The 16,895-nt window shown below is 72.9% G+C and carries 13 protein-coding genes and 2 pseudogenes; 3 read left to right on the plus strand and 12 right to left on the minus strand.

The features are described 5' to 3' along the window. Window positions 1–237: pseudogene (locus B7L92_RS41620) on the plus strand (nucleotidyltransferase); the annotation flags it as partial. On the opposite strand, the pseudogene B7L92_RS42565 reads toward B7L92_RS41620, so the two are convergent. From B7L92_RS42565 to pyrG, 12 genes and pseudogenes are all read right to left on the minus strand, one after another. After that, a pseudogene (locus B7L92_RS42565) lies at window positions 169–360 on the minus strand (nucleotidyltransferase domain-containing protein); the annotation flags it as partial. The pseudogenes B7L92_RS41620 and B7L92_RS42565 overlap by 69 nt on opposite strands. A gap of 31 nt (window positions 361–391) precedes the next feature. Then, a complete protein-coding gene (locus B7L92_RS22255; protein ID WP_081239234.1) occupies window positions 392–1,414 on the minus strand; it encodes an ADP-ribosylglycohydrolase family protein in 1,023 nt (340 codons plus the stop codon). Further along, on the minus strand, window positions 1,411–2,139 hold the full coding sequence (locus tag B7L92_RS22260) for an NUDIX hydrolase (RefSeq protein WP_438364014.1): 729 nt from the start codon (window positions 2,137–2,139) through the stop codon (window positions 1,411–1,413). Before B7L92_RS22260 ends, B7L92_RS22255 begins: the two co-directional genes overlap by 4 nt. A gap of 83 nt (window positions 2,140–2,222) precedes the next feature. Further along, window positions 2,223–3,266, minus strand: coding sequence for a pseudouridine synthase (locus B7L92_RS22265; RefSeq protein WP_081239235.1), 1,044 nt, complete (start codon window positions 3,264–3,266; stop codon window positions 2,223–2,225). Further along, the gene (gene scpB, locus B7L92_RS22270; RefSeq protein ID WP_081239236.1) at window positions 3,266–3,958 is read right to left on the minus strand and encodes an SMC-Scp complex subunit ScpB; all 693 of its coding nucleotides are present in this window, start codon (window positions 3,956–3,958) and stop codon (window positions 3,266–3,268) included. The genes B7L92_RS22265 and scpB overlap by 1 nt, the downstream gene beginning before the upstream one ends. Beyond that, window positions 3,955–5,235 (minus strand): segregation and condensation protein A, encoded by a 1,281-nt coding sequence (locus B7L92_RS22275; protein ID WP_081239237.1) that lies wholly within the window; start codon window positions 5,233–5,235, stop codon window positions 3,955–3,957. The genes scpB and B7L92_RS22275 overlap by 4 nt, the downstream gene beginning before the upstream one ends. An 18-nt stretch (window positions 5,236–5,253) precedes the next feature. Beyond that, on the minus strand, window positions 5,254–5,811 hold the full coding sequence (locus B7L92_RS22280) for a hypothetical protein (RefSeq protein ID WP_081239238.1): 558 nt from the start codon (window positions 5,809–5,811) through the stop codon (window positions 5,254–5,256). Beyond that, a complete protein-coding gene (locus tag B7L92_RS22285) occupies window positions 5,796–6,923 on the minus strand; it encodes a ParA family protein (RefSeq protein WP_078495437.1) in 1,128 nt (375 codons plus the stop codon). The genes B7L92_RS22280 and B7L92_RS22285 overlap by 16 nt, the downstream gene beginning before the upstream one ends. A gap of 412 nt (window positions 6,924–7,335) precedes the next feature. Continuing rightward, window positions 7,336–8,460, minus strand: coding sequence for an alanine dehydrogenase (ald, locus tag B7L92_RS22290; protein ID WP_081239239.1), 1,125 nt, complete (start codon window positions 8,458–8,460; stop codon window positions 7,336–7,338). Between the two features lie 136 nt (window positions 8,461–8,596). Further along, window positions 8,597–10,654: a tetratricopeptide repeat protein gene (locus B7L92_RS22295; protein WP_081239240.1), complete on the minus strand. Its 2,058-nt coding sequence runs from the start codon at window positions 10,652–10,654 to the stop codon at window positions 8,597–8,599. Between the two features lie 188 nt (window positions 10,655–10,842). Further along, window positions 10,843–11,469: an NUDIX domain-containing protein gene (locus B7L92_RS22300; protein WP_016826903.1), complete on the minus strand. Its 627-nt coding sequence runs from the start codon at window positions 11,467–11,469 to the stop codon at window positions 10,843–10,845. Window positions 11,470–11,578: 109 nt separating this feature from the next. Continuing rightward, window positions 11,579–13,228, minus strand: a complete 1,650-nt coding sequence (gene pyrG / locus B7L92_RS22305; RefSeq protein WP_004989989.1) for a CTP synthase — start codon at window positions 13,226–13,228, stop codon at window positions 11,579–11,581. Between the two features lie 470 nt (window positions 13,229–13,698). Between pyrG and B7L92_RS22310 the strand changes: the two genes are divergently transcribed. Both B7L92_RS22310 and B7L92_RS22315 read left to right on the plus strand, forming a co-directional pair. Further along, complete coding sequence (locus B7L92_RS22310; RefSeq protein ID WP_081239241.1) at window positions 13,699–15,501, plus strand: glycoside hydrolase family 15 protein; 1,803 nt, start codon at window positions 13,699–13,701, stop codon at window positions 15,499–15,501. Window positions 15,502–15,705: 204 nt separating this feature from the next. Continuing rightward, window positions 15,706–16,895 (plus strand): PucR family transcriptional regulator ligand-binding domain-containing protein (locus tag B7L92_RS22315; RefSeq protein ID WP_081239242.1); only part of this gene is annotated, 1,190 nt, incomplete at its 3' end.

Raw genomic sequence — 16,895 nt, forward strand, 5'->3', positions numbered from 1 at the left:
CGCGAGTCGCTGCTCGCGGTGAAGCGGGGCGAGGTCGCGTGGCCCGAGGTCGAAGCGCGGATGGCCCGCCTGGCGCAGGAGGCCGAGGAGGCCGCCCACCGCAGCCCGCTCCCCGCGGAACCGGACCGCCGACGGGTGGAGGACTTCCTGGTCCGGGCCCGCCGTGCCTCAGCCCTCCAGGCGGACCCGTACGACGAGGTCGTGCAGGGCGTCGCGGGCCGCCGGGACGTCGGGTAGCGCCGAGGCGGCCCGCGCCTCGTCCAGCGCGCCGTGCAGCCGCTCCACGTCGCCCCCCACGCGCGCGTGGTCGACGTCCGCCACCCCGTGCTCCCGCTCGGCCTTCGCCACGATCAGCTCCGGCGGAGTCGGTGTCCAGGGCGTCGATCACGGCTCAAGCGTCCCAGAGCGCTCCCAGCGCCAGCAGGTCGCCCCGGTACTCGATGCGGTCCGCCCAGGCGGGCGGCCAGGCGTCCGCGCCCAGGTGCGCGCCCGCGAAGGCCCCCGCCAGACAGGCGATCGAGTCGGAGTCGCCCGAGGTGCAGGCGGCGCGCCGCAGGGCGGTGAGGGGCTCGTCGACGAAGAGCAGGAAGCAGAGCAGGCCGGTCGCCAGGGCCTCCTCGGCGATCCAGCCCTCCCCCGTCGCCAGGCACGGGTCGGTCTCCGGCGAGACGGTCCGTACGGCTTCCTGGAGGCGCCCCAGGATCTCCAGACACTCGTCCCAGCCGCGCGCGATGAAGTGCTCGGGGCCGGGGTCCTGGGCGCGGGTCCACAGGTCGCCGAGCCAGGACTCGTGGTAGCGGGTGCGGTTCTCGTAGGCGTAGGAGCGCAACAGGCCGATCAGGCCGGTAGGTTCGGCGCCCTCGGCGAGCAGCCGCACGGCGTGTGCGGTGAGGTCGGAGGCGGCGAGCGCGGTGGGGTGCCCGTGGGTGAGCGCCGCCTGCAACTGGGCGGCGCCCGCGCGCTGTTCGTCGCTCAGACCGGGGGCCAGGCCGACGGGCGCGACGCGCATGTTGGCGCCGCAGCCCTTGGAGCCGACCTGGGAGGCGTCCTGCCAGGGCCGGTCCTCGCGGGCCAGCAGGTGGCAGGCCTTGAGACAGGTGTTGCCGGGGGCGCGGTTGTTCTCGGGCGAGCGCCACCACTTAACGAACTCCTCGCGCACCGGACGCTCCAGCCGCTCCGGGGTGAGCACGCCCCGGTCCATCGCCGTCCGCAGCCCCCTCCCCAGAGCGAGCGTCATCTGGGTGTCGTCGGTGACGATCGCCGGCTTCGGCAGGTCCGTCCCCCGCCAGGGACCGAACCTGGCGAGGATCGACGGGACGTCGTGGAACTCGGTCGGGAAGCCCAGCGCGTCCCCGAGGGCGAGTCCGGTGAGCGCTCCCGTGGCGGCGCGCTTGGTGAGGGTGGGGGCGGTCATGCGGGGCGTCCTTCCGGGGTCGGCCGGAGCAGCGGTGGGTGGAGGGCGGTGGCGGTGCCCGCGCGGTACAGGGCGGCGGGTTTGCCCCGGCCGCCGGTGAGGCGCGCGGCGCCGGGGACGGCCTCGACGAAGCCCGGGGTGGCGAGCACCTTGCGCCGGAAGTTGGGCCGGTCGAGCGCGGTGCCCCAGACGGTCTCGTAGACCTGTTGCAGCTCGCCCAGGGTGAACTCGGGCGGGCAGAAGGCGGTGGCGAGGCAGGTGTACTCGAGCTTGGCGCCGACGCGTTCCCGGGCGTCGGCCAGGATCCGGTCGTGGTCGAAGGCGAGCGGCCCGGCCGCGGCGTACGGCGTCCAGCGGGCCCGGGCGGCGTCGCCGCCGCCGTGCGCCTCGGGGGCGTCGGGCAGCAGCGCGGCGAACGCGACCGACACGACCCGCATCCGGGGGTCGCGGTCGGGTTCGCTGTAGGTCCGCAGCTGCTCCAGGTGCGGCCCGGACACGTCCGTCAGCCCGGTCTCCTCGCCGAGTTCGCGCCGCGCGGCCGTCTCCGCGGACTCGTCGGGCCGGACGAACCCGCCCGGCAGCGCCCACCGCCCGGCGTACGGCTCCTCGCCGCGCTCGACGAGCAGCACGTGCAGCGCGCCCCCGCGGACGGTGAACACGGCGAGGTCGACGGTGACGGCGAACGGCTCGTAGGCGTACTTGTCGTAGACGTCCACGACCCCCACCCCCTTTTATGGTCAAGGCGACTATAAAAGGGGGTGGGGGTCGGTCACAAGCCCCGGGACGGTCGGTCACGGGCTCCGGAACGTCAGAGGTCGACCTCCTGCATCAGCATCCCGACCTCGGTGTTGGACAGCCGGCGCAGCCAGCCCGACTTCTGGTCGCCCAGGGTGATCGGCCCGAAGGCGGTGCGCACCAGCTTGTCGACCGGGAACCCGGCCTCCGCGAGCATGCGGCGCACGATGTGCTTGCGGCCCTCGTGCAGGGTCACCTCGACGAGGTAGTTCTTGCCGGTCTGCTCCACGACGCGGAAGTGGTCCGCGCGCGCGTAGCCGTCCTCCAGCTGGATGCCGTCCTTGAGCCTCTTGCCCAGGTCGCGCGGGATGGGCCCGACGATGTGCGCGAGGTAGGTCTTCTTCACCCCGTACCGCGGGTGGGTCAGCCGGTGCGCCAGCTCGCCGTGGTTGGTGAGCAGGATGACGCCCTCGGTCTCGGTGTCGAGCCGGCCGACGTGGAAGAGCCGGGTCTCGCGGTTGGTGACGTAGTCGCCGAGGCACTGCCGGCCCTCGGGGTCCTCCATCGTCGAGACGACACCGGCGGGCTTGTTCAACGAGAAGAACTGGTAGGACTGGGTGGCCACGGTCAGGCCGTCGACCTTGACCTCGTCCTTCTCCGGGTCCACCCGGCGGCCCTGCTCCAGCACGATCTCGCCGTTGACCTCGACCCGCGCCTGCTCGATCAGCTCCTCGCAGGCGCGTCGGGAGCCGTAGCCCGCGCGCGCGAGGACCTTCTGCAGCCGCTCGCCCTCCTGCTCGGCGCCCGGGAAGGTCTTCGGGATCTTCACGTCCTTCCGGCCCGCGTACCGCTCGCGGTTGCGCTCCTCGATCCGCGTCTCGTACTCGCGCGAGCGCGCCGGGGCGGTACGGCCCCGGCCGCCTCGCTGGGGCGCCGGCTTCGCTCCGCCGCGCCCGGACTTCGGGCCGTCCTGGGCGGCGCCGGGGCCCCCGTCGTAGCGGCGCTCCTCGGGGCGGGGCTTGCGGGGGCGGCCCTGCCCCTGCTTCTGGTCCCTGTTGTTGCCGGCGCCGCGGTAGTTACCGCGCCCGCCGCTCTTTCCGCTGCCGCTGCTTCGCATCAAAGTTCCGTCGTTGTCGTTATCGGCACGTTCGTCGTGGCACCGTCGTCCGGGTCCGGGGCGTCCGGATCGAACGACGGCGCGCCTTCCTGGGTCTCGGCCTCGATCGCCTCCGCCTCCGGGAGGAAGGGCGCGAGTTCCGGGAGCTCGTCCAGACCGCGCAGGCCCATCCGCTCCAGGAAGTGGTTCGTCGTCGTGTACAGGATCGCACCTGTTTCGGGTTCCGTGCCCGCCTCCTCGACCAGACCGCGCTGCAGGAGGGTGCGCATGACGCCGTCGCAGTTCACTCCGCGCACCGCGGAGACCCGGCTGCGGCTGACCGGCTGGCGGTAGGCGACCACGGCGAGGGTCTCCAGGGCGGCCTGGGTGAGCCGGGCCTGCTGGCCGTCCAGGACGAACCCCTCCACGGCGGCGGCGTACTCGGGGCGGGTGTAGAAGCGCCAGCCGCCCGCGACGAACCGCAGCTCGAAACCGCGCCCCTGCGCGGTGTACTCGTCGGCCAGTTCCCGCAGGGCGTCCGCGACCCGGTGCCCGGGCCGCTGCAGCACCTTCGCCAGGTGCTCCTCGGTCACGGGCTCGTCCACGACCATGAGGACCGCCTCCAGGGCGGGCTTGAGGTCGAGGTCCGCGACGGTGCGCGGCTCGGCGGGGGCCCCGGTGCCGGTCGTGGTGCCGGTCGTCTCCTCGCTCACGTCTTCCTCTCCTCCTCGGTCGGCCCGGGCGGCCGGTCGAACTCGTCGGTGACCGTCGGCGCGGCCTCGCCGTCCCCGCCGGTCCAGCGCACGGTCAGCTCGCCGAGCGCGGTCTCCTGGTCGAGGGCGACGGCCTTCTCGCGGTACAGCTCGAGCAGCGCGAGGAACCGGGCCACGACGGTCAGCGTGTCGTCGGTGTCCTCGACGAGCGTGCGGAAGCTGGCCTCGCCCAGCTCCCTCAGCCGCGCGACCACGATCCCGGCCTGCTCCTGCACGCTGACCAGCGGCGCGTGGATGTGGTCCACGTACACCTGCGGCCTGGGCCTGGGCTGCATCGCCCTGACGGCGAGCCTGGCGAACCCCTCGGGGCCGATCCTGATGACGACCTCGGGCAGCAGCTCGGCGTGGTGCGGTTCGAGCCCGACGGTACGGGGACGGCGCCGGGCCTCGTCGTCGAGCCGCCCGCTGAAGATCTCCGCGATCCGCTTGTAGGCGCGGTACTGCAGCAGCCGGGCGAACAGCAGGTCCCGGGCCTCCAGCAGGGCGAGGTCGGCCTCGTCCTCCACCTCGGCGGCGGGCAGCAGCCGCGCCGCCTTGAGGTCGAGCAGCGTGGCCGCCACGACCAGGAACTCGGTCGTCTCGTCCAGGTCCCAGTCCGCCCCCAGCGCCCGGATGTACGCCATGAACTCGTCGGTCACCTCGGACAGGGCGACCTCGGTGACGTCCAGCTTGTGCTTCGCGATCAGCTGGAGGAGCAGGTCGAAGGGCCCCTCGAAGTTCGCCAGCCGCACCTTGAACCGGCCGTCGCCCTCATCACCGCTCTCGTCGCCGCCGTCGCCGTCGCCACCCTCGCCGTCGGCTGCGGCGGCCGCGCCGGCCGGGGGCTCCGCCCCGGGGGCCCCGGGGTCCGGCGCGGTGGGCGCGTGCGGCGTTGCCCTGCCGTCGGCCGCGGGCCGCGGTGGTCCGTCCGGCCCGGTCCGGGCCGGCGCGTCCGGGGCGGGTGCGCCGGCCGGTGCACCGGCGGGGTGCGCCTCCGGGGCGGCGAGGGCCGTCACGTCCTTTGCGGGCGGCCCGTCGGGCCCGGCCTCCGCGGCCTCCGGCCGCGCCGTGCCGCTCCCGCCCGCCGGGGCCTGCGACTCCGGTGCGGGGGCCTGCGGCGCCGGGTGCGCCACCGGCTCGTCCGGCACCGGCGGCGCCGCTCCCGGACCCCGCCCCAGCGCACGCCGGCGGTTCGGCCGGCTGCCGGGGGCGGGGACGAAAGGGTCGTTCGAGGTCATGACCCCCGCAGGCTACCGCTACCGTCCGCGAAGCCGCCGTACGAGAATGCTCGCCTCCCCGCGGGTCTCCAGGTCGGCGAGGACCACGGCGACCGCCTCGCGGACGATCCGGCCGCGGTCCACGGCCAGTCCGTGCTCGCCGCGCAGCACCAGGCGCGCGTGCTCGAGGTCCATGAGCTCCTCGGCGGAGACGTACACGGTGATCTTCTCGTCGTGCCGCTCACGGCCGCTGGGGCGGCGTGCCGCCGTTCTCCCGCGCTTGCGCGGGACCGCGGCCGCCGCGGCGGCCCCTTCCTGCGCCGTCTGACGCCGCCCGGAGCCCGTCGCGGTGCGGCTGCGGGACTCCCCGGCCTCGGCCGGCCCCGGGTCCGCGGCGACGTGCTCCGCGCCCTCGCCGCCCTGGGCGGGCACCGACTGCGGCGCGTCCTCCTGGGCCGCCGCGTCGCCCTCCCCGGCGGGGGCGGGGACCCGGGCGTCACCGCCCGCCTGGCGCCGGGGCGTGGACGCCTGGAGCGCCGTCCCCCCTGTCGTACGGAAGAGTTCGTCGGCCCCGGGCAGACTCACTCGGCGTGACACCGGGCGAGCACCTCCCTGGCGAGCTGGCGGTAGGCGGCGGCACCGACGGAGTTGGAGGCGTACGTGGTGATCGGCTCACCGGCGACCGTGGTCTCCGGGAAGCGGACCGTGCGCCCGATGACCGTGTGGTAGACGTGGTCGTCGAACGCCTCGACCACACGCGCGAGCACCTCGCGGCTGTGCACCGTGCGCGAGTCGTACATCGTGGCGAGGATGCCGTCGAGCTCCAGGTCGGGGTTGAGCCGCTCCTGGACCTTCTCGATGGTCTCGGTCAGCAGGGCCACACCGCGCAGCGCGAAGAACTCGCACTCCAGCGGCACGATCACCTTGTGCGCGGCCGTCAGCGCGTTGACCGTGAGCAGGCCGAGCGAGGGCTGGCAGTCGATCACGATGAAGTCGTAGTCGTCCATGAGCGGCTTCAGCGCGCGCTGGAGCGTGGACTCGCGCGCGACCTCGCTCACCAGCTGGACCTCGGCCGCCGACAGGTCGATGTTGCTGGGCAGCAGGTCCATGTTGGGGACCGCCGTCTTCAGCAGCACCTCGTCGGCCGCCATCCCCCGCTCCATGAGCAGGTTGTAGACGGTGAGGTCGAGCTCCATCGGGTTGACGCCGAGACCGACCGACAGCGCGCCCTGCGGGTCGAAGTCCACGAGCAGCACCCGGCGTCCGTACTCCGCGAGTGCGGCACCCAGGTTGATGGTCGACGTCGTCTTGCCCACGCCGCCCTTCTGGTTGCACATCGCGATGATCTTCGCGGGACCGTGGTCGGTCAGCGGGCCCGGGATCGGGAAGTACGGCAGCGGGCGCCCGGTCGGGCCGATGCGCTCGCGGCGCTGGCGCGCCGCGTCGGGCGCGAGCGTGGCCGCGTACTCGGGGTCCGGCTCGTACTCGGCGTCGGGGTCGTAGAAATGCCCCTCGGGCAGTTCGTCGTAGTCGGCGAGATGGTTGTGGGGCGCGCCACTTCCGTCGCCGGCCATGGCGTTCACGTGATGGCCATCCATGCTTCGGTGTGCAGTGTGAGTCGCCTGCTGACTCTGGTGGGCTGCGAAGGTGCGCACAGCGACGGAGCCGACAGGAGCGAACCCCGCGGGTTCCTGGCCCCGTGCAGGCATTCCTGGTTGACCACCCCCGGGAGTAAATGTCGACTCGTTCACAAGTCGTCTTACCTCCTTGGTGACCAGGAAACTTCTAGACAGGTCAGCGTGGCACCATGCCGACGGTTGGCGACTCTATGGCGTGTCGGCCGTCCGCAGCAACACAATCCACCGGACCCGGCCCGATGTGTCGGCAATGGAACATCCCCCTGTCAAGGGCGTACGGCCGTCGTACGGCAGGTTTCACCGGTGTGCGAATCGGTGGAAGCGTGACGTTCGAGGTGAGTTGTACCGGGGTCGAGAAGTGACCATACACACACCCGGCCGGACCTTGTCGGGCAAGGTCCGGCCGGGTATGCGTCGTTGACCGCCGGTGTTGACGTATCGCCTTTTCCGGTCGGTGAGTTGGTCGACTTGCCTCCTGGGCGACTCAGCCGATCAGCGAGGCGAGTTCCACGTGCTCGAGGCCGTGCGCCTCGGCGACCTCCCGGTAAACGACCTTGCCGTCATGCGTGTTGAGTCCCTTGGCGAGCGCCGGGTCCCGGCGCATCGCCTCGGCCCAGCCGCGGTTGGCGAGCTCGACGATGTACGGCAGCGTGGCGTTGGTGAGCGCGTAGGTGGAGGTGTTGGGCACCGCGCCCGGCATGTTGGCGACGCAGTAGAAGACCGACTCGTGGACCTTGAAGGTCGGCTCGGCGTGCGTGGTGGGGTGGGAGTCCTCGAAGCAGCCGCCCTGGTCGATCGCGATGTCGACAAGGACACTTCCGGGCTTCATCCGCGAGACGAGGTCGTTGCTGACCAGCTTCGGGGCCTTGGCGCCGGGGACCAGCACCGCGCCGATCACGAGGTCGGCCTCCAGGCAGGCCTTCTCCAGCTCGAAGGCGTTGGAGACGACGGTCTGGATCTTCGTGCCGAAGATCCGGTCGGCCTCCTTGAGCTTGTTGATGTCCTTGTCCAGCAGGGTCACGTGGAAGCCCAGGCCGACGGCGATCTGCGCGGCGTTCCAGCCGGAGACGCCACCGCCGATGACGACGGCCCGGCCGGCCAGCACGCCGGGGACGCCGCCGGGCAGCACACCGCGACCGCCGTGGGCCCGCATCAGGTGGTAGGCGCCGACCTGCGCGGACAGCCGGCCCGCGACCTCCGACATGGGCGCCAGCAGCGGCAGCGCGCGGCTGGGCAGTTCGACGGTCTCGTAGGCGATCGCGGTGGTGCCGGCCTGGAGGAGGGCGTCCGTGCACTCCTTGGAGGCGGCCAGGTGCAGGTAGGTGAAGAGCGTCTGGTCCTTGCGCAGGCGGTGGTACTCCTCCGCGACGGGCTCCTTGACCTTCAGCAGCAGGTCGGCGGCGGCCCACACCTCGTCGGCGGTGTCCAGTATCTGCCCGCCCGCGGCGATGTACTCGTCGTCCGGGATCGAGGAGCCGACACCCGCGCCGCGCTCGACGACGACCTGATGACCGTGGCGCACCAGCTCGTGCACACCGGCGGGGGTGATGGCCACCCGGAACTCGTTGTTCTTGACCTCGCGGGGGATGCCGACCTTCACGTCGATCACGGTCCTTGGCTCAGAGGATACGGGCGTCTTGGTGCGCATACCCAGGCACACATGGGCACACCGGGAGAAACCGCAGAAGATGGTGCGGTAGAGCCAGTCTAATGAAGGTGTTCCCGCTGTCTAGCCTTTCATTGCATCAATCTTCAGCAGGTGCGCTGCGGATTTCGTAGGCATTGGCTCCACGTTCCAGCTCGGGGTCGCCCTCCGGAGCCTCCTCGTCCAGCATGCACTCGGCCGTGCCGCGGTGCAGCGCGGCCGACGCGGGGTCGCCGAGGCGCTCGAAGGAGTCGGCCAGCCGCAGGTGCAGCGCCGCCTGCAACCGGGTGTCCTCGGCCCGGGTCGCCCACTCCACGGCCTCCCGGCAGGTGCGCAGCGACTCCTCCGGCCGGCCCGCGTACTCCTGGACGCGGGCCAGTTCGCTGAGCGCCCGCGCCTGTGCGGCCACGTCCCCGTCCTTGCGGTACCCGGCGACGGCCGCGCGCCAGTTGCGCAGTGCCTCGCCGTAGCGGCCGGCGTAGGTGTGGGCGGCGCCGATACGGCCGTAGAGCCGGGCCGCGTCCGCGCGCTCGCCCCGGGCCAGCCGCTCGGTCAGGGCCCGGCCGAACCAGTCGGCGGCCCGGTCGTAGTCCCCGAGCTCCAGGTGCGCGCCGCCCACGGATTCCGTCGCGCGGCCGATCGCGTACGGGTCGCGGGCCGCGCGGCCCGCGTCCAGGGCGGCCCGGTAGCGCACCAGGGCGTCGGCCGTGCGGCCGGTGCGGGCGTCGAGGTCGCCGAGGTTCAGCAGGGCCGCCGCCCGCTCGCGGGGCAGCCGGCGGCGCTCGGCGACGTCCAGCACCAGGCCGTGCAGCACGTAGAGGTCGCTCGCCGCCGCCCGGGTGCCGACGTGGGCCACCATGGCCCGCACCAGCTGGGACATCAACCGCCGGGCCAGGGTGTCCAGCTCCCCGTCGGCGACCGCGAGCCGGGCGGAGGCGAGCAGGGCGGGCCTGCTCAGGCGCAGCCAGTCGGCGGCGGCCCGGGGGCTGGGGAAGCGCAGGGAGCGCGGCATGGCGAGGAGCCTCTCGCGCGCCTGGGGGCTGTCGGTCTCCGTGATCACCCTGCACGACTGGAGCAGCCGCACGGTCCGCTCCAGCATGCGGGCGCGGGCCAGCTCGAGCTCGGCGGGGCGGTCGTGGGTCTCGGCGAGGTCGCGCAGCAGGGGGTGCAGACAGCCGGGCACCTCGTACTGCGGCAGCGGCGAGGCCACCGCGTGCAGCAGGCCGTGGGCGACGAAGTCGTCCAGGGCGGTGCGGGCGGCGTCCACCGAGCAGCCGGCGAGCGCGGAGGCCGTGTGCGGGTCGACCAGGCCGGCCGGGGCGAGGCTGAGCAGGCGCAGGGTCCGGGCGGCGGGCGCCGGCAGCGAGGCGTGCACGAGCCGGAGGGCGCGGCCGATCACGGTGCCCCCGCCGGTCTCCGCGTGCAGCTGCTTGGCGAGGTCGGCGACGGCGGCCTTGGGCCGGGCGGCGAGCCAGCCGCCGGCCAGCACCAGGGCGGCCGGCTCCCCCTCGCACTGCTCCGCGAGCCCCTCGGCGGCCCGGGGGTCGACGGTGATGCGGACCGGCCCGGCGGCGCGGGACAGCAGCTCCACCGCGGACTTGGTGTCGAGGCCGCCGAGCGTGCAGGGCCGGACGTCCGCGATGCCGGTCAGCGGCCCCGAGGAGACGGTGACGGCCAGGCAGTCCGGGTTGTCCGGCAGCAGCGCGTCGACCTGCTCGGCGTCGGCCGCGTCGTCGAGCAGGAGCAGCACCCGGCGGTCGGCGAGGGCGGTGCGCAGCGCCTCGGTGAGCTCGTCCTCGGGGGCTCCGGCGGGGGCGGGCGCCTCCAGGGCGTCGAGCAGCTCACGCGCGGCGCGCTCGACGGGCACGCGCGTGCCGCCGGGCTCGGTCAGACGGGCGCGCAGCACCCCGTCGGGATAGCGGTCGGCGACCCGGCGCACCAGTTCCTCGGCGAGGGCCGTGCGGCCGGAGCCCGGACGGCCGGCGATGAGCAGGACGCGCGCGCGGGGCGCCTTGCGGCCCGAGAGGGTGTCCAGTCCCGCGCGCTCGATGTCGGCGCACAGTTCCTTCAACTCCCTGGCACGGCCCAGGAACCGGTCCTCCGCGGCTGCGTCCTGGGAGAGCCGCACCCGGCCCGGGTCCACCGCCTGATCCGTCACGGGCCACACTCCCGTCCCACCGCACGCGCGAGCCCGCCCCGGTGCGAAGGGCGTCGCGCCTGCTTCTCGGCTCACTCGCGAAGAGCCTAGTTCACGCTCCGCCACGTTCCCGGCGGAGCGCCGCAGGCACATCCCCTGATCGGATCAACCGATGGTCACATCATGGGTGCGCAGCAACCCGAACGGAATCAGACTTCGAACGGACGTGCGGGCCACGGCGCCTGAGCCGGACGCAGCGCGTCCAGCCCGTCCCCGGCACGCGCGGCGACGAGCGAGAGGACACCCACCACGAGGCAGTTGTTGTGCAGCTCGCCGGCCAGCACCCCGCGCACCAGCTCGTCGACGGGCACCCGGGCCAGCTCCATGTCGGCCTCCTCGTCCTCGACCGCGAAGCGCTCGCCCTCGGCCTCGGACAGACCGCGGGCGAGGAAGATCCGCACCGCCTCGTCGCAGCCGCCGGGGGTGGTGTACACGTCGGTCAGCACCCGCCAGTCCTCGGCCTTGACGTGCGCCTCCTCGTACAGCTCGCGCCGGGCGGCGTGCAGCGGGTTCTCGCCGGGGACGTCCAGCAGGCCGGCCGGGATCTCCCACAGCTTGTGGCGCACCGGGTGGCGGTACTGGCGCAGCACCAGGACACGGTCGGCGTCGTCGAGGGCGAGGACGGCCACGGACCCGGGGTGGACCTGGTAGTCGCGGTGGACCACCGTCCCGTCGGGCATGACCACGTCATCGGTGCGGACGGAGGTCTTGTTGCCGACGAAGGGGGTCCCGGTCGCCCGGACCTCCCACTCTTCCGGGGTGTCCTTGATCGTCATGCCTGTCCTTCCGAACGTACGGCGGTCGTGCGCGTGCACTGCGTGAGAAAAGCAGCCGGGGTGCGGACCCTTTGAGGGTTCGCACCCCGGCAACCGTACAACCGGTGTGTTACTTCGAGATCTTCCGCTCGACGGCGGCCTTCACCAGGCCGGCGAAGAGCGGGTGCGGACGGGTCGGACGCGAGCGCAGCTCCGGGTGCGCCTGGGTCGCGACCAGGTACGGGTGGACCTCGCGCGGGTACTCGACGTACTCCACGAGCTTGCCGTCCGGGGAGGTGCCGGAGAAGACGATGCCCGCCTTCTTCTCCAGCTCCGCGCGGTAGGCGTTGTTCACCTCGTAGCGGTGGCGGTGGCGCTCCTCGACGTACTCCTTGCCGTCGTACACCTCGCGCACGATCGAGCCCTCGGCCAGCTTCGCCGGGTACATGCCGAGCCGCATGGTGCCGCCCATGTCGCCCTCACCGGCCACGATGTCCATCTGCTCGGCCATGGTGGAGATGACCGGGTGGGAGGTGGCCGGGTCGAACTCGGTGGAGTTGGCGTCGGAGATGTCCGCCAGGCTGCGCGCGGCCTCGATCACGATGCACTGCAGGCCCAGGCACAGGCCCAGCAGCGGGATCTTGTTCTCGCGGGCGTAGCGGATGGCGCCGACCTTGCCGAGCACCCCGCGGTCGCCGAAGCCGCCGGGGATGCAGATGGCGTCGACGTCGCCGAGCTGCGCCTGGGCGTCGGCCGGGGTCTTGCAGTCGTCGGAGGTGACCCACTTGATCTTCACGCGGGCCCTGTTGGCGAAGCCGCCCGCGCGCAGCGCCTCGGTGACCGAGAGGTAGGCGTCGGGCAGGTCGATGTACTTGCCGACCAGGGCGAGGGTGATCTCGTGGTCGGGGTTGTGGACGCGGTCGAGCAGGTCGTCCCAGGTCCTCCAGTCCACGTCCCGGAAGGGCAGGTCCAGCTTGCGCACGACATAGGCGTCCAGGCCCTCGGCGTGCACGACCTTCGGGATGTCGTAGATCGAGCGGGCGTCGGGGCAGGCGACCACGGCGTCCTCGTCCACGTCGCACATCAGCGAGATCTTGCGCTTGATGGCGGTCGGCACCTCGCGGTCGCAGCGCAGCACGATCGCGTCCGGCTGGATGCCGATGTTGCGCAGGGCCGCGACCGAGTGCTGGGTCGGCTTCGTCTTCAGCTCGCCCGAGGGTCCGATGTACGGCAGGAGCGAGATGTGCACCACGAAGACGTTGTCCCGGCCGACCTCGTGCCGCACCTGGCGGACGGTCTCCAGGAACGGCAGCGACTCGATGTCGCCGACCGTGCCGCCGACCTCGGTGATCACGACGTCCACCTCGTCCGTCGCCATGCGGCGGATGCGGTGCTTGATCTCGTTGGTGATGTGCGGGATGACCTGCACGGTGTCGCCCAGGTACTCGCCGCGCCGCTCCTTGGCGATCACCGTGGAGTAGACCTGACCCGTGGTGACGTTGGCGGAACCGTCCAGGTCGCGGTCGAGGAAGCGCTCGTAGTGGCCGATGTCCAGGTCGGTCTCGGCTCCGTCGTTGGTGACGAACACCTCACCGTGCTGGAAGGGGTTCATCGTGCCCGGGTCCACGTTCAGGTACGGGTCGAGCTTCTGCATCACGACGCGCAGACCCCGGGCCTTGAGCAGCATGCCGAGGCTGGAGGCCGTCAGGCCCTTGCCGAGAGAGGAAGCGACACCCCCGGTGACGAAGATGTGCTTGGTCGTCGAAGATTTGGGCGGCATGGCCAAGAGGGGGCTCCCGTGGTCGCGGTCTGGGGGATGCGGTTCCGGGGTTTCTCGCCCACCGGTCCACGGGCTACCAGCGTATCAGCGCCGCGGCGCGGCGACGTCCGCGCACGTACCGCACACGCACCGCGCACGCACCGACACGGAAACGCACCCTTCACGGGCCCTCCGTCCGCTGCTCACTCGTTCAGCGGAATTCGGTTGACCGGAGCGGCACACAGATCATCTACGTGCGTCGTATCCTGCTCGGACACTCACCGACGAGCCCGGCCGGCCGAACGGCACCACCCCTGACCGTAAGTTCCGGAACAACGACAGCTCGTCGGTTCGTTGAGCAACAATTGACGCTTCGCACGACGACTGAGCGACTGCTGTGTTTCACGCTCAACAACGCATCGCAAAAACCCCTTGACCGCACTAGCGACAGCCCCTTGCGGGGTGACGTGGCCGTTCGACTGGAGTTGCACGTGGCCGGGCGCATCGAAGACTACGCACTCATCGGAGACATGCAGACCGCTGCCCTGGTCTGCCGGGACGGCACAGTGGACTGGCTGTGCCTGCCCCGCTTCGACTCCCACGCCATCTTCGCCGGTCTGCTGGGCACCGAGGAACACGGTTTCTGGCGGCTCGGTCCCGCACACGCCCCCGACGACCAGCCGCCCGCGGCGACCCGGCGGGGCTACCGCGGCGACTCGCTGGTCCTGGAGTCGGAGTGGGACACCCCGCGCGGCACGGTCCGGGTGACCGACTTCATGCCCCCGCGCGACGGCGCCCCGCAGCTGATCCGGATCGTGGAGGGCGTCTCCGGCCGGGTGCCGATGCGCTCGGCGCTGCGGATGCGGTTCTCCTACGGCCGGGTGGTGCCGTGGGTGCACAAGCACGAGGGACGCACGGTCGCCGTCGCGGGCCCGGACTCCGTGTGGTTCGACACACCCGCCGAGACCTACGGCGAGGCGCTGACCACGTACGCGGACTTCACGGTCGCGCCGGGCGACCGGATCGCCTTCACGGTCTCCTGGCAGCCCTCGCACAAGGAGCCGCCGCCGCTGCCGGAGCCGGAGCAGTCCCTGGAGGCGACGGAGGACTTCTGGCGCGAGTGGGTGGAGCACTGTACGTACCACGGCCCCTACCGCGAGGCCGTGATCCGCTCCCTGATCACGCTGAAGGCCCTGACCTACGCCCCGACCGGCGGCATCGTCGCCGCGCCCACCACCTCCCTGCCGGAGGACATCGGCGGCGTCCGCAACTGGGACTACCGCTACACCTGGCTGCGGGACGCGGCGATCACCCTGTCCTCGCTGCTGCGCACCGGCTACCGCGAGGAGGCCCGCGCCTGGCGCGAGTGGCTGCTGCGCGCGGTGGCGGGCGACCCGGAGAACCTGCAGATCATGTACGGCATCGCCGGCGAGCGCGAGCTCGGCGAGGCGGAGCTGGACTGGCTGCCCGGCTACGAGAACTCCACCCCGGTCCGGGTCGGCAACGGCGCCGCCCACCAGCTCCAGCTGGACGTGTACGGCGAGGTCACCGAGGCCCTGCACCTGGCCCACATGACCGGCCTGTCCCGCAACGACTACGCCTCCGTGCTCCAGGTCAAGCTGATCCGCTACCTGCAGAAGCACTGGCAGGAGCCGGACGAGGGCATCTGGGAGGTGCGCGGCCCGCGCCGCCACTTCGTGCACTCCAAGGTGATGGCCTGGGTCGCGGTCGACCGCACCATCAAGCTCATCGAGTCCGGCGACGCCGACGGCCCGCTGGAGGATTTCAAGCGGCTGCGCGACGACATCCACCGGGACGTGTGCGAGAAGGGCTACGACAAGGAGCGCAACACCTTCACGCAGTCCTACGGCTCGACGGAGCTGGACGCCGCCCTGCTGCTGATCCCGCAGGTGGGTTTCCTGCCGTCGGACGACAAGCGCGTGATCGGCACCATCGAGGCGATCCAGCGCGAGCTGTCCACGCCCGACGGCTTCATCCTGCGCTACCCGACGGAGGGCAAGGACGAGGGCGTCGACGGCCTCCCGGGCGACGAGGGCGCGTTCCTCGCCTGCTCGTTCTGGATGGCCGACGACCTGGCGATGATCGGCCGCGTGGACGAGGCCCGCAAGCTGTTCGAGAAGCTGCTGTCGCTGCGCAACGACCTCGGGCTGCTGGCGGAGGAATGGGACCCGCGCCTGCAGCGCCAGGTGGGCAACTTCCCGCAGGCGTTCAGCCACGTGCCGCTCATCGACACCGCCCTGCGGCTGACGGCGTCCGGGGCGTACGGGGGCTGAGGACGCCCGACGGGAGGCCGTGGCCGCGCCGCCCGGGCCGGGAACGGACACCGGCCGTTTCCCGGAAGGGGCGGCCGTGGCCTCCCGGTCGACGGCGGCCCGGTCGTCGACCTGCGCCGGGCGCGCGGGGCCCCGGCGAGCCTGCGCGATGCCGTACCCCCTGCGAGGTGCCCCGCACCGGCCCGCCCGGGTACCGTCCCGCTCATGAACAGCGGCAGGGACGGTGGGTACGACACCCGGGGCGCCGGGATCACCGTGCGGCGGGCGCTGGAGCTGCCCGGGCTGCGCGGCGGACTGCCCGAGGTCGTGGCGGGCGCCGACCGGTTGCAGCGCACGGTGCGCTGGGTGCACGCGGGCGAGGTGCCCCACATCGCCTCGCTGCTCAAGGGCGGCGAACTGCTGCTGACCACCGGATACGGACTCGGCCACCGCCCGGCCGACCAGCGCGCGTTCGTGCGCACGCTGGCCGAGCGGGGCATCGCGGCGCTCGTGGTGGAGCTGGGGCCGCGCTTCGCCCGGCTGCCCGCCGCCCTCGTCGACACGGCCCGGGCGGCGGGGCTGCCGCTGGTCCAGCTGCACCGCGAGGTGCCGTTCGTGGCGGTCACCGAGGAGATCCACACCGAGATCGTCAACGGGCACTACGCGCTGCTGCAGCGCGCCGAGGAGGTGCACCGCCGGTGCACCGAGGCGCTGCTGGGCGGCGGCGGGGTCCCCCAGGTCCTGGAGATCCTGGCCGGGTTCACCGGCAACCCGGTCTTCCTGGAGACGACGGACGGACAGCTGCTGTACGCGGCCGGGGAGGGCCCCGAGGGCGCGGATCCGCTCCAGGTGTGGGAAGGGCTGCGGGACCGGCACCGGGACGACCCGCCGGCCGGTTCGGCCCTGGTGGACGTGCCCGGCGGCGGACCCGGCAGCGGCGGCGTACGGGCCCGGCTGGTGCTGCTGCCGGTACGGAGCACGCCCGAACCGGTGCACCGCATGGTGGCCGAGCGGACCGCGGGCATCCTCGCCGTGGTGCTGATGCAGGCCCGCCAGGAGGAGGAGCTGGCGGCGCGGGGGCGCGGGGACTTCCTCACCGACCTCGCCGAGGGCCGTGTCACCGCCGAGGACGCGCCCGCGCAGGCGCGCGTGCTGGGCTTCAAGCCGGGCACCGGCCCGCTGCTGCCGGTGGTGATGCGGCTCGGCGACGCCCTGTCCCCGCAAGGGGGAGGCTGGGCGGTGCTGGTCCGCGCGGTGGCCGAGGAGCTGGCCTCGCTCGGGGTGCCCGTGCTGCTGGGGGTGCGGCCGGTCGAGGGGCGGGTGCCGCTGCTGATCGGGCTGCGCGCGGAGACGGAGCGCCCGACGGTCGCGGACCGGGTGGCGGCGGCGCTGCGGGCCGGGGTGGAGCGGGCCGG

Source organism: Streptomyces viridosporus, from assembly GCF_002078235.1.
Classification (GTDB): Bacteria; Actinomycetota; Actinomycetes; order Streptomycetales; family Streptomycetaceae; genus Streptomyces; species Streptomyces viridosporus.